Origin of the sequence: Bacillus sp. FJAT-18017, assembly GCF_001278805.1 — a bacterium.
Lineage (GTDB): Bacteria > Bacillota > Bacilli > Bacillales > Cytobacillaceae > Bacillus_D.
The window spans coordinates 2911850-2925195 of sequence record NZ_CP012602.1 but is presented as its reverse complement, the minus strand read 5'-3'; the positions used below and the strand labels follow the sequence as shown (position 1 = coordinate 2925195).

Sequence of the window (13346 nt, the reverse complement as noted above, 5' to 3'; positions counted from 1 at the left end):
TTCTCCTCCTATAAGTCCATCAACTTAGCAGCAAGTCAGTGCCTTCCTTGTATTTTGGAAAAATCTCGGGGTGAAGGATATGAGCGATTTGAGCGAGACCGTTCAATAAAAGGGGAGAGGGGCGGCAAAATAATGGCTCATCAAGGATATAAAGCTGATTGTTTTGCATGGCCTTCATCTCGTCCCAGCCGGGGCGCTTCTTAATGACCTTTGGATTCACTTTCTTTTTATGTACACCTACCCAAACAACGCCAATGACGTCAGGGTTTCGCTGTTTGACATCGTCCCAATCAGTTTGGACACTAGCTTCAGGGTGGTCCTCAAATACATTCCTTCCGCCAGCGAGCCTGCTCATTTCAGTCAGCCAATTCGAGCCGCCAGGAGTAAAGACCGGCTTTGCCCACCATTCCCAGTAAACCGTTTTCGGGACAGGGACTCTCTTACTTAGCAAATCATAGTGTTCCAAGATACGGTTGAACTTTTCATGCACCCGAGTTGCTTTTTCGAGTGTACCGGTAACCTTTCCAACAAACAAAAGACAATCGCCAACTTCCTTAAGTGTCTTTGGGTTAGGAACGATTACATACGGTAGGTTATGCTTTTCCAATTCTTTAATGTTCCGTTCCATTCCAGGGACAGATAAGGAGGCCAGCACCAAATCGGGCTTTAAAGCTGCAGCCATCTCAATATCAATGTTTAAATCAGGCCCTAGCCTTGGGAGTGTGCTTACTTCGGCTGGCCAGTCGGAAAAATCGTCGACTCCAATCAAGGATGACGACAACCCTAAATAGGCAACAAGTTCGGTATTGCTAGGACAAAGCGAGATTAGTTTCAAAGAATCATCCCTCCAAGATCGTGTGTTTTAATTCTTTTTTTGGATACATTAAAAACAGACCAAACTGCTTGAGGTGAAGATTATGCGGAAAATAACCAAGCGCCACCTTGCATTTAACGTATCGATTATACTTTTTCCCTGGCTGACATTGCTGTTTATCGGTAAGCGTAGTTTTAACCGCTACTGGTTTAGCGGCGTATTCATTATTCTATTCGAACTACTTAACCATCTTTATGGGCACCGGAAAAATTGGTGGAAGTTCTATGATGGACGAAAATCGTTTTTTAAGGACGAATTGCCATTTACCGTCGGGCCGTATATGCCGCTTTCAATGTGGATCCTAAAATTTTCGTATGGGAATTTTAAAAAATTTGTATTGATGAATGTGGTTGCCGACGGGCTTTTTGCTTTCGTTTTTATCAAAATCCTCAAGAAACTGAAAATCATCAGCCTGAATAAATTAACCCATCTCCAGTTTTTCGTTTACCTGCATTATAAAGCATATCTTTTGTATGGGGTGCAATATTTGTATGAAAAACTGAAGGGGAATCGTACAGATTCTTCTTATTAAAAGAAATACCCCAGCCGAAAAGCGCTGGGGATCACTTCAGTGAATCTCCTCTAATTCACAAAACGGCCTTTTTTGCCATGCTTCTCCCAATACTCGTTCCGGAGATGCACCTTTTGGATTTTACCGGAGGCTGTTTTCGGAAGTTCCTCGACGAAGGTAATCCCGGTTACTGCTTTGAAATGGGCTAATTTTTCCCGGGAAAAAGCGATAAGTTCTGCGTCGGTGACCAGTTGTCCTTCGCGTACAACAACAAACGCATGTGGTGTCTCACCCCATTTTTCGTGAGGGACGGCAACGACAGCCGCTTCCAGGACAGCCGGGTGCTCATACAACACCCCTTCAACCTCAATCGAGGAAATGTTCTCACCACCGCTTATGATAATATCCTTTTTCCTATCGACTATTTCAATATAGCCGTATTCATCGATAGTCCCCATATCGCCGGTATGGAGCCAGCCATTGCGAATCGTTTCCATTGTTGCTTCGTTATTTTTCCAATAGCCTAGCATTACGCCATGGCTTCTTGTTACAACCTCGCCAATCTCCTTGCCATTGCGGGCTACTTCATCACCATGTTCATTCACGACCCGGACATCGCAGCCCATCATCGGATAACCAGCCATGGCCTTAATGCGCGTTTTTTCATCGGAAGTTAGGTGGCTATGCTGGGAACGGATTGTCGAAACCAAACTTAACGGTGTTGATTCCGTCATTCCATATACCTGGATGAATTCCCAGCCAAGCTCTTTTTCAACCCGGGTTACGAATGCCGGAGGAGGGGCGGAGCCAGCAATCACGACCCGGACCGGCTGCTCAATTTTCAACTGATGTTTCTCGTTGTATTGCAGCAAGGAATTCAGGACGGTTGGTGCCATATGTAAAACCGTGACTTTGTGATCCTGTATAGCTTTGAAAATCGATTCTGGTGTTGCTTTTTTCAAGCAAATATGGGTTGAGCCGTTGGCTGTGTAATAAAATGGCGATCCCCAGCCGTTAACATGGAACATTGGCAGGACATGCAAGTAAACATCCTCGTCACGGACACGCAAATGATGCATCGTGCTTAAAGCATGGAAATAGTTGTTGCGGTGGGTTAGCATAACGCCCTTTGGGTTTCCGGTCGTACCGCTCGTATACAACAAGCTGCAGACATCATTTTCATCAAGTTCTTCACGGTCAAAGGTTGTGTTTGGAAAACTTCCGAGCCAGCTGTTGTAATCGGTTTCATTTGTTTCAGCGGATTTATAGTGAACGATAATGTGTTCGACTGTGGCCAATCGCTGCTTGATCGGTTGAATGAGGTGGTACAAATCCTCATCAACAAGCAGAACCTTTGATTCACTATGATTTAAAATGAATAAATAATCTTCGGGCTTCAAGCGGATATTGAGTGGAACCATCACTGCGCCAAGCTGGAACACACCGTAAAAGCCTTCAAGCATCTCAACGGTGTTCGGTGCTAGATAGGCAACCCTGTCTTCCTTTTTGACACCTAGCGACCTTAATCCATGCGACAGCTGATTGACCCGGCCCAGCAGTTCCTTGTATGTAAACACCCGGTCATCACAAAACACAGCTTGTTTGTCACCATATAAATTCGCCGCTCGATCTAAAAATTCATTTAAAACTAAAGGTACATTCATCCCATTGCCTCCTTTTTAATTTGAATTTTCTGACAGACCAATTTTAACATATTCTTATATAAATGAGCAGTAAGATGGTGGAAGAAAGGGATTTCGATCATTTTATAGAATAGAAAACTATCAATATTTTGAATTCCATTATTGGATATAGATGCGGAGCTGATTACTGTGTTTTATGAAGGGAGGTACTTAAATGAAAAATTGTATTTTTTGCAAAATAATAGCAAAGGAAGAGGATGCTTATATAATTTTCGAGAATGATTATGTTTGTTGCTTTTTAGATAAATATCCGATAAATAGGGGACATGTATTGGTTGTACCAAAAAAACATTATAGTGAATTTGTCGAGGTTGATGATGAGAGTTTAACTCGAATCATGAGTGTGTCAAAACATATTGCTGCAGGTCTTCAAGCCTTATTAAAAACAGACGGCATTACAATCATGCAGAATAATGGCGCATTTAAAGATGTTGACCATTATCATATGCACATAATCCCACGCTTTTTGGATGATGGTTTTTCTTGGGTGGAGCCAGAAATGGTTGTATCACCAGAGGAATTTGTTGAGATTTCGTCTTTGTTAAGGGAAACATTCATTTCTTCCTAAAGTTGAAATCTTGAAAAGTAAAAAAGCTGTGTATATGGCGTTTGGACATTTTTGGATGAAGAATTTGATTTCGGAATTATTTGTAGATTATATTCAATAGTTATTTTTATAGCAATAACTATAAAAGCCATAGGAAGTACTAACTATTTTTGTAACTGGAATATAGTAGGGGCCTGGCCCGGGTGATCTACATAATAGTATTGACTAATAAAACGGCTAGGGAAAAGAGAATGATTAATATAGTAATAACTATTTAATACCATAGTAATAACTGACTAAATTCCTCTTGATAAGGTAGTGAGGGTCAGACCCGGACCATATGGTATATAGTCATAACTATCAAAATCGGACTAGGAAGGGTAACTATTTTTACCCTAGCCATGTTTTATCCAATACGATTTCATATGCTCCCGTGGGCGCTAAGTCGGTCAGTAAGGATGATTATTAAATTTCAAAATTAAAAACCCCGCCAGAGCAGCAGCGGGGACTCCTATACATATTCGAGCAGAGAGGAACCAAGCGAGCCCGTGGACGAGTTTCTATTAGAATCTAAGTAAACTCTCGGCACCCGCTTGCCAACCAGGCAAACAACCTCATAATTTATTGTTTCCATTATGCGGGCGATCTCGTCGATTTCTTGAAAGGCATTGCCGTTTTGGCCAAAAATGACTGCCTCATCGTCAAATTGACTTGAGGGAATATCAGATACGTCAATCATGGTTTGGTCCATGCAGACGCGGCCTACAATTGGAGCCTTCTGTCCCTTAACAAGGAACTGGCCCCGGTTTGAGAGCAGTCTTGAAAGGCCGTCAGCATACCCAATCGGCAGGGTGGCAATCACGCTCTCCTTCGGTGGTAAATATGTACACCCATAGCTGATCGGCTGGTTGGCAGGGACAATTTTAAGAGAGGCGATTTTCGTTTTCAGCGTCATAGCCTGTTTTAGTGTTAGAGTATGTTTTTTCAATGATGCATCAGGATACAAGCCATACAATCCAATGCCGACGCGGACCATATCAAGATGCATGGCAGGGAAAGACATTGTTGCCGCAGTGTTGCAGCAATGCTTGAAAGGAATGTGGATTTTGTTCTTTTCCAAAAATGAAACCACCGTCTGGAATTGTGAAAACTGTTTAGCCGTATAGGATGGGTCTTCGCTGTCCGCATTTGCGAAATGGGTGAAGATTCCCTTTAAGAGAACATTGTCTGCAGACTCGGACATTTTTACCAAAGTTAAGGCTTCCTCTTTCGTTTGAACACCAATTCTGGTCATTCCAGTGTCGATTTTTAGGTGAACCGCAACTCTTCTTTTCATTTCCCTCGATTGATTGATAATTTCTTGTAGGGTTTCCTTTGAAAAAACCGTCAGCTCTATATTTCCCAAAATAGCTTTTTTCACAGAGCGGGCTGGGGTATACCCTAATACGAGGATGGGCTCATTTATACCAGCTTGTCTAAGTTCAAGCGCCTCATCAAGAAGGGCGACTGCCAGATACTCCGCACCGGCCAGCAATGCCGCCTTTGCGACTCGGAAAGAACCGTGGCCGTACCCATCAGCTTTCACGACCGCCATTAACTTCACGTTTTCTCCAATGTGCTTTTTGAATTGTTCTGTATTGTATGTTATAGCCTCTAATGAAATTTCTGCCCATGTATCCCGATAGCTCTGCTGAATCACGTTGATCCCCCCGGTTCAACTTAGATGGGAAATCCCTCAAGAAAAATACCTTGAGGGATGTATTAGCCATTATTATCTTGCAACTGCAATTTTGCCAAAAGCATCGTCTACGGATACATAGTTATATTTCAGGTCGCGTGCTACTGCTTCGTACGTAACTTCACCGTTAGCCACGTTGACTCCAAGCTTCAGTGCCGGATTTTCAGAGATGGCTTTTTCAATGCCTTTGTTGGCAATTTGAAGCGCATAAGGAACCGTTACATTTGTCAAAGCCATGGTAGACGTTCTTGGTACGGCACCAGGCATATTAGCAACAGAGTAATGAACAACTCCGTGCTTGATGTAAGTAGGATTGTCATGAGTTGTTACATGATCAATCGTTTCAACGCTTCCACCTTGGTCAATGGCCACGTCAACAATGACCGAACCTGGCTTCATGGATTTGACCATTTCTTCTGTTACGAGCTTTGGTGCCTTTGCACCTGGAATCAGGACAGCACCGATGACAAGATCTGCTTCCTTTACAGCCTGGGCGATGTTGTATGGATTGGACATCAATGTCTTGATGTTGTTTCCGAAAATATCATCCAAATAGCGGAGACGGTCAGCGCTCAAGTCGATTATGGTAACCTCTGCGCCGAGTCCGATTGCCATTTTGGCTGCATTTGTGCCGACGATCCCACCGCCGACGATTGTCACTTTGCCTCGGCTTACCCCAGGTACTCCCGAAAGAAGGATGCCTTGTCCGCCATTGACTTTTTGTAGATATTGAGCGCCGATTTGCGCAGACATCCGTCCAGCTACCTCACTCATTGGCGTAAGAAGTGGGAGCGTGCGATTTACGGAAACCGTTTCATACGCGATTGCCGTTACGCCGGCCATTTTAAGTGCCTTGGCAAGGAATGGCTCAGCAGCAAGGTGAAGGTAGGTAAATAGGATTAATCCCTTACGGAAGTAGTTGTATTCACTTTCAAGTGGTTCCTTAACTTTCATAACCATTTCAGCCTGCCAGACCTTTTCAGCTGTTTCGATTATTTCTGCACCGGCCTGGATATAATCTTCATTCGTAAAGCCGCTTCCAACGCCGGCCTCTTTTTCAATCAGAACCTTGTGGCCTGCTTGGACAAGTGTAAGAACCCCTGCTGGAGTGAGGGCTACACGGTTTTCGTTGTTTTTAATTTCTTTCGGTACACCAATAATCATTCGGAAATCCTCCTTGAAAAATGGGTTTGTGTTTTCTTATCCTTAGAATAATCCATGGAAAAGGAAATTTACATTGTTCAAAGAAGAGAAAGTAAGCGCTTTCTTTTGTGTGGATTTCACAAATCGTTCAGGAATTCACAAATAAACAAAAGCGCAAGCGCCTTCGTGACAGGCAAAGTGCCGCCTGTCCCTGCGATGATTATTCTGAGGAGCTTTCCTTAGTGGTCATCGCCGTACCAAATGGAGGGACTTCGACTGAGATAAAGGAATCACGAAGAGCGTAAGCGATTCGATGATGACTTATCGTAGGGAGGAGGCCTGAAGTTTGCTAGGCGATAGGTGCTCCTCATACGCTATCGCGTAATTTCGTGCGATGCTGATGCTGACGAAGCTCTCCTTGTGGAGCTAGACGTAGACACACTTTATATAAAAGTTATCCACAGTCGCGAAATTTATAATTTCCTGATAAACGACGAGAAAGTCAGTGATTAAATTTTTCCAGCTTAATATCAACAAATAAACTCACTTTCTGATTTGGGTCTTTCAGATTAATGCCTCCTATTTCAGAAATTCGCTTTAAGCGGTAATTCAGCGTGTTGATATGGACATTGAGGGCCTTGGCCGTATCCTGTATATTGCAATCTTTATTCAGATACGTCTCCAAGGTTTCGATCAGGTCGGTATGGTTCTTTCTGTCATAGTCTTGCAGCTGTTTAAGAGCAGGGTTCCCAAGCTCTCCCTTTGTTGACTTTTCCAAAAGGATGTCTAGGTGTTTAAAAATTCCCAAGCTTTGATAGCTGTGAATTTCCTTAGTTTCGGCCGGGAATTTTCGTTTAATAGCTAAAACCTTTTGTGCCTCTCCAAACGCCTTTTCGATGTGTAAATAATCGCTGTATATACCGCTAAATCCTTGTACGAGTGAGGGAACATTATATCTATCCATCATCTTATAAATAAACTGTTCACTGAAAATAGTCAATGTTTCAACCGGATTTGCATTACGGTCAAGAGAAATGAGCATTACCAATTGCTGCTGGTCAAAGGTATAAAGAAGAACGGCTGGTTTTTGAATCGTCCGCAATTGATACGAAACCTGCTTTTCAGTTTCACTTTTTATGTCACTTGAAAAATTAAACACCATAATCGCATAGGAAGGAGGGGGTGTGATTTTTAGCGACTGGAATTGCAAGTGGATTTCCTCGTTTGAATGGTAATGGCCTGTCAACAGCTTCCAAAAAAATTCGTGAGATTGTTCGTCCTTTTTGTGTTTTCGGGCATGAACTTGAATTAATTTATTTTTTGTCGCTTCAGCTGCCCGTTTGAGCAAGCCCATTCCTTCTTCGCCAAGGGTTTTACCAATCTCGAGAGCCCAAATGAATCCCAGCAGCTCATCATTTTTCCAAACCGAAATAGCAACCCTATCGCCAAGACCAATTTCATCAACGGTTTTTATCCGTACTGGTTCCCTGGTTTTCAAAAGCTTTGGGATCACACCATTTTTCCACAATGAATTGATGACCTTTTCTGGTACTCGGCGGCCCATTATCGTTGCAACCCGGGCCGGGTCTGTTCTGTCATCATGAGTACTATAGGCAAGCAGACGGTGGTTGGCGTCCTCGATTGTAATCGGGCAATGCAAAACTTCACTAATCCTATCTGCTATTTCATCAAGACTATCAAAACTTTCGCTAAAAGGATCTTGTTTACTTGCAGCCATACCTTACACCTTTTTCTATAATATGATTTTTATATAGTGTTTATCGTAATTACACAATACACAAAGAGTCGATTTGTGTATATACCACAAATGCCACTTTGTCTTAAAATTATGAGAATTGTCAACAATTTGACACTTTTTAGAACAAAATGGTAATGTAAGCGCTATCAAATGACTGTATAATAAATTTCAACTGCTAGGTTTACTAGAATAATTGTTTGGGTTAAATGTATGTTGTTGGGTACAAGTGGGGGACAGGGAAAATTAAAACATGGGGGTAGATTTATGCAGAAAACTAAGCAACCAAATCAGCTTCAAAGAGGGCTGGAAGAACGGCACATTACGCTTATGTCACTTGGTGCAGCAATCGGGGTTGGCCTTTTCCTCGGTTCGGCTTCGGCTATCAAGCTCGCCGGGCCTGGCATTATTATTGCTTATGCGTTTGCCGGTATGATCATTTTCTTTATCATGAGGGCGCTAGGGGAAATGGCAATTGAAAAACCAGTGGCCGGGTCATTCAGCCAATATGCGCGAGATTATTTAGGTCAATTACCAGGTTTTTTGACTGGCTGGAACTATTGGCTGCTATGGATTGTCACGTGTATGGCAGAGATAACCGCGGCAGGAATTTACATGGAGTACTGGTTTCCTGACGTTCCACGTTGGATTTGGGCGCTTCTTGCACTGGGAATCATGGTCGCTGTAAACTTTTTGGCAGTTAAGGCATTTGGGGAACTAGAATTTTGGTTTGCGGCTATTAAAATCGTGACAATTATTTTTATGATTGTTAGCGGACTTGGCATCATAATTTTCGGAATTGGAAACGGCGGCATTGCAACAGGCATCAGTAATCTTTGGGAAAATGGCGGTTTATTTCCAAACGGTCTGACTGGTGTACTCCTTTCCCTTCAAATGGTTATGTTTGCGTTTCTCGGAGTTGAAATGATTGGCATTACCGCAGGGGAAGTCAAAAATCCGAAGAAAACATTAAGAAGGGCAATCGACACAGTCTTTTGGCGAATTCTCCTGTTTTATGTCGGGACCATGATTGTCATGATGTCGATTTACCCATGGCAGGAAATCGGTGTAAAAGGCAGCCCGTTCGTATTAGTGTTTGACCAGCTGGGCATTCCGGCAGCCGCGGGAATTATCAATTTTGTCGTTTTAACCGCAGCGCTATCTTCCTGTAACGGGGGAATATTCAGTACAGCAAGGATGCTTTTCAACCTCGCTGAAAACGGCGATGCACCAAAGAAACTTGGGATGGTGAATAAAAATGGCGTTCCAAGCAAAGCAGTTATGCTTACAGGGAGCGTGTTATTGTTCGGTGTAGTCCTAAATTATATGGTGCCGGAAAAAATCTTTATATGGTTAACTGCTGTTTCTACCTTTGGTGCAATCTGGACATGGTCGATGATCCTGCTATCACAAATCAAGTACCGTAGAAGTTTGTCTAAGAAGCACGCTTCATCACTTACATATAAAATGCCGTTATTCCCGTTCACATCCTACTTTTCACTTGCCTTCCTGGCAATGGTAGTTGGGATGATGGCATATTCGCCAGATACAAGAATAGCGGTTATTGTCGGACCGTTATTCCTGGCAACCTTGGTAGCCTTCTATTATGGCAAGGGCTATCATAAGAAAAATCAGATAGCTAATCAACAAACAACAGTAGATTTAGAAAGAACTATAAAAGAAGCTTAAATGTAAACAGGTTCCTTCCTAGGGGAGGGACCTGTTTTTTGCCGCGGAAGTCAAAGTTATGAAGGTGGCTTAAAGACGGCGGTGTATTATTTGTGGCGGTTTGATACCACGACTAAAGGAATTCAGCGGGAAGGGAAGTCTTTAAATAGCTAATGAGTAATTTTTATAGAGGTGACCACGCGCTCCTTAAGCAAAAATGCATAAGCTTAAATACATATGTTGTACTAAAGAAAAACGGATTTGAAGATATCAAGTGATTGCAGTGGAAGGTGCGAAGACTCCTGTGGGAGCAGCGGGACAGGTGAGACCCCGCAGGCGTTCACGCCGAGGAGGCTAACCGCCCGCCCCACGGAAAGCGAAGCACCTGAAACGGAAATCACGGGATTTAGAAAGAAATACTTAAATTTATTTTATATAGTAACCTACATAAAATTCCTTCAGCTTATGCCTGCCCCCTACGTACCCTTTACTTGTGAAGTGGTCCTATACCACTTTTGTTAAAACAATACGGAAAGAATGGGGTATTTCCGCTGATTTTTGTATAAATCGACCATAGTTAAACAAAAGGAAAAACTATAAATTATAAAGTATAAATGTATTTGAATTTTCTGAATTGACAAATGGAAAGCGGGTGAACAAATGAATTTCCAATCGCTTCGTATGTCACAGATACCTCCTTACCTATTTGCCGAAATTAATAAGAAAAAAGCAGCAATGGCAGAGGCGGGGATAGATATTATCGATTTAGGAATTGGTGATCCTGATTTACCTACACCTGCACATATCATTGAAAAATTAGTAGAAGAATCAAAGGATCCGAGGAATTTGAAATACCCAAGTTTTATAGGAATCAAGGAATACAGAGAGGCAGTTGCCGATTATTACAAGGGACATTTCGGGGTATCGCTGGACCCCAATACGGAAGTTCTGGCATTGATTGGTTCCAAGGAAGGTATTGCCCATATCGTGCCAACTCTTGTGGATCCTGGGGAGTATGTATTAATACCTGACCCAAGCTACCCGGTTTATCGGATGGCAACATTACTGGCAAATGGACAGTGCTATAATATGCCGCTTTTAAAAGAAAATAATTTCCAACCCGATTTTGAGGAAATTCCTCAAGACATACTTACCAAATCAAAGCTTATGTTTTTAAATTATCCTGGTAATCCTACTGCGGCAACAGTAGATATTGATTTTTTTAAAAAGGCTATAGAGTTTGGAGCGAAGAACGGAATCCCGATTGCACATGATTCGGCTTATAACATGGTCACCTTTGGTGAATATAAGGCACCGAGCATCCTACAGGTTGAAGGTGCTAAAGACATCGCTGTCGAGTTTGGATCGTTATCAAAAACCTACTGCATGACCGGTTTCCGGATTGGCTATGTGGCAGGAAACAAAGAAATAATTCAGGCATTGTCAATTTTAAAAAGTAATACAGACACAGGGCAGTTTACTCCGATTCAAAAGGCGGCTGCTCATGCTCTAACTGGTGACCAGAGCTGTATCTCTTCCTACAATCATATTTATCAAGAACGCTTGACGGCCATGGTTGAGGGACTTAGAACAATTGGGGTGGAAGTCGAACCGCCAAAAGGCAGTTTCTTTATATGGGCTCCCGTACCAGATGGATACACATCTGCAGAGTTTGTCACGAATGTACTGGAACAGACCGGAGTCATCCTCACTCCAGGCAATGCATTTGGGCCTTCCGGAGAGGGATATTTCCGCGTTTCACTTTCAGTGCCAACCGAGAGATTATTTGAAGCAGTAAATAGAATCAAACAAAAACTAAAAATAACAAACAATTAACAAATGGAGGGATAGGACTTGAGAAAAATAGTGAACTATATCAATGGGCAATGGAGCGAGCCATCAACCGGGAGATTTGTTCCAATTATGAATCCTGCAAATGGAGATGTGCTTGGTGAGGTTGCCCAATCTTCAAAGGAAGATGTCGACAAGGCTGTACAGGCGGCAAGACAGGCACAAAAGTTATGGCGATTGGTGCCGGCACCAGAACGGGCTGATTACTTATATAAAGTTGCCTATTTATTAAAAGAAAGAAAGGAACAACTCGCCAGGACACTAACAAGCGAAATGGGCAAAGTGATTGAAGAGGCCAGGGGTGAAGTACAGGAAGCGATTGATATGGCTTTTTATATGGCCGGTGAAGGACGAAGGCTTTTTGGCGATACGGTCCCTTCCGAGCTGCGCGATAAATTTGCCATGAGTGTAAGGGTTCCGGTTGGTGTTGCGGGATTGATTACTCCATGGAATTTCCCGATTGCCATTGCCTCATGGAAGTCACTTCCTGCTCTTGTTTCCGGGAATGCAGTTGTTTGGAAACCCGCGACAGAAACGCCGATGGTTGCTGAGGAGTTTGTCAAAATCTATGAACAGGCAGGACTGCCAAAGGGGCTTATCAATCTAGTAAATGGATCTGGAAGCGAGGTAGGCAATGCCATGGTCGAGCATCCAGGCATTGATTTAATTTCCTTCACAGGTTCAAATGAGGTTGGAAAGGCAATCAATGGCCGTGCCGGTTCACTTTTAAAAAGAACCTCGCTAGAAATGGGCGGGAAAAATGCTGTTACCGTATTGGAAGATGCGGACCTTGATCTTGCTGTCGAGGGGATATTGTGGGGAGCTTTCGGAACTAGCGGCCAGAGATGTACCGCAACAAGCCGCGTACTTGTCCATGAATCGGTTAAAGAGCAAATCGAACAAAAACTGCTTTCACGAATAGGCGAACTTAAGCTGGGCGATGGTTTGGACGAATCTGTCAAAGTTGGGCCTGTCATTAACCGTTCCTCCCTTGAAAGGATAGATGACTACGTCAAAATTGGGCAGCAGGAAGGAGCCAAACTTCTTACCGGCGGAAAAATAGCCGATGAAAATGAGTTGGGAGCAGGCAATTTCTATCAGCCTACTATTTTTACCGATGTAACAAGGGATATGAGAATTGCACAGGAAGAGATCTTTGGGCCGGTCGTTTCAATCATTGGGGTTAAAAGCCTTGAAGAAGCAATCGAGATCAACAACAGCGTTGAATTTGGTCTTTCCAGTTCAGTTTATACGGCCAATATAAATCAGGCTTACAAGGCAATGAGAGATATTGATACCGGTATTGTTTATATAAATGCAGGAACATCAGGAGCGGAAATCCACCTGCCATTCGGCGGAACAAAAGGAACCGGCAACGGCCACAGGGATTCCGGTGTTGCGGCACTGGATGTGTATACGGAATGGAAATCGATCTATGTTGATTATAGCGGAAAGCTGCAGCGGGCCCAGATTGATAACCAGTAACCAAAAACAAACTCTCAAATTTATATTATCTAAAACCTAAAAATAGAATCAGCAGGAGAGTTTCTGCTGA

General features: G+C 42.9%; 10 protein-coding genes. 5 read left to right on the top strand and 5 right to left on the bottom strand.

Annotated elements, in window-relative coordinates; translation table 11 throughout:
- Positions 1 to 19: 19 nt before the first annotated feature.
- Positions 20 to 835, bottom strand: a complete 816-nt coding sequence (locus AM500_RS13695) for a cobalamin-binding protein (RefSeq protein WP_053599720.1) — start codon at positions 833 to 835, stop codon at positions 20 to 22.
- 82 nt (positions 836 to 917) lie between these two features.
- On the opposite strand from AM500_RS13695, the gene AM500_RS13690 reads away from it, so the two are divergent.
- Entirely contained in the window at positions 918 to 1406 is a 489-nt protein-coding gene (locus tag AM500_RS13690) for a hypothetical protein (protein WP_053599719.1), read from the top strand.
- Between the two features lie 50 nt (positions 1407 to 1456).
- On the opposite strand, the gene AM500_RS13685 is transcribed toward AM500_RS13690, so the two are convergent.
- Positions 1457 to 3049 (bottom strand): long-chain-fatty-acid--CoA ligase, encoded by a 1593-nt coding sequence (locus AM500_RS13685; RefSeq protein ID WP_053599718.1) that lies wholly within the window; start codon positions 3047 to 3049, stop codon positions 1457 to 1459.
- Positions 3050 to 3242: 193 nt separating this feature from the next.
- On the opposite strand from AM500_RS13685, the gene AM500_RS13680 reads away from it, so the two are divergent.
- Positions 3243 to 3656, top strand: coding sequence for an HIT family protein (locus AM500_RS13680; protein ID WP_053599717.1), 414 nt, complete (start codon positions 3243 to 3245; stop codon positions 3654 to 3656).
- 490 nt (positions 3657 to 4146) lie between these two features.
- Here AM500_RS13680 and alr read toward each other — a convergent pair whose 3' ends face one another.
- The 3 genes from alr to AM500_RS13665 form a co-directional block, all read right to left on the bottom strand.
- Positions 4147 to 5334, bottom strand: coding sequence for an alanine racemase (alr, locus tag AM500_RS13675; protein ID WP_053599716.1), 1188 nt, complete (start codon positions 5332 to 5334; stop codon positions 4147 to 4149).
- Positions 5335 to 5406: 72 nt separating this feature from the next.
- The gene (ald, locus tag AM500_RS13670) at positions 5407 to 6537 is read right to left on the bottom strand and encodes an alanine dehydrogenase (protein WP_053599715.1); all 1131 of its coding nucleotides are present in this window, start codon (positions 6535 to 6537) and stop codon (positions 5407 to 5409) included.
- 481 nt (positions 6538 to 7018) lie between these two features.
- Positions 7019 to 8254 (bottom strand): PucR family transcriptional regulator, encoded by a 1236-nt coding sequence (locus AM500_RS13665; RefSeq protein ID WP_053599714.1) that lies wholly within the window; start codon positions 8252 to 8254, stop codon positions 7019 to 7021.
- Between the two features lie 285 nt (positions 8255 to 8539).
- Here AM500_RS13665 and AM500_RS13660 point away from each other — a divergent pair, with 285 nt between their 5' ends.
- The 3 genes from AM500_RS13660 (at position 8540) to AM500_RS13650 (ending at position 13276) form a co-directional block, all read left to right on the top strand.
- Complete coding sequence (locus AM500_RS13660) at positions 8540 to 9961, top strand: amino acid permease (protein ID WP_053599713.1); 1422 nt, start codon at positions 8540 to 8542, stop codon at positions 9959 to 9961.
- Between the two features lie 639 nt (positions 9962 to 10600).
- Positions 10601 to 11776 carry an LL-diaminopimelate aminotransferase gene (locus tag AM500_RS13655; RefSeq protein ID WP_053599712.1) on the top strand — a complete coding sequence of 392 codons (1176 nt, stop codon included), beginning with the start codon at positions 10601 to 10603 and terminating at the stop codon, positions 11774 to 11776.
- An 18-nt stretch (positions 11777 to 11794) separates the two neighbouring features.
- Positions 11795 to 13276: an aldehyde dehydrogenase family protein gene (locus AM500_RS13650; RefSeq protein ID WP_053599711.1), complete on the top strand. Its 1482-nt coding sequence runs from the start codon at positions 11795 to 11797 to the stop codon at positions 13274 to 13276.
- Positions 13277 to 13346 lie beyond the last annotated feature (70 nt).

Coding starts and splice junctions, on each gene's coding strand:
- AM500_RS13690 (WP_053599719.1), top strand. CDS start 918: ATGCGGAAAATAACCAAGCGCCACCTTGCATTTAACGTATCGATTATA.
- AM500_RS13685 (WP_053599718.1), bottom strand. CDS start 3,049: ATGAATGTACCTTTAGTTTTAAATGAATTTTTAGATCGAGCGGCGAAT.
- AM500_RS13680 (WP_053599717.1), top strand. CDS start 3,243: ATGAAAAATTGTATTTTTTGCAAAATAATAGCAAAGGAAGAGGATGCT.
- ald (WP_053599715.1), bottom strand. CDS start 6,537: ATGATTATTGGTGTACCGAAAGAAATTAAAAACAACGAAAACCGTGTA.
- AM500_RS13665 (WP_053599714.1), bottom strand. CDS start 8,254: ATGGCTGCAAGTAAACAAGATCCTTTTAGCGAAAGTTTTGATAGTCTT.
- AM500_RS13660 (WP_053599713.1), top strand. CDS start 8,540: ATGCAGAAAACTAAGCAACCAAATCAGCTTCAAAGAGGGCTGGAAGAA.
- AM500_RS13655 (WP_053599712.1), top strand. CDS start 10,601: ATGAATTTCCAATCGCTTCGTATGTCACAGATACCTCCTTACCTATTT.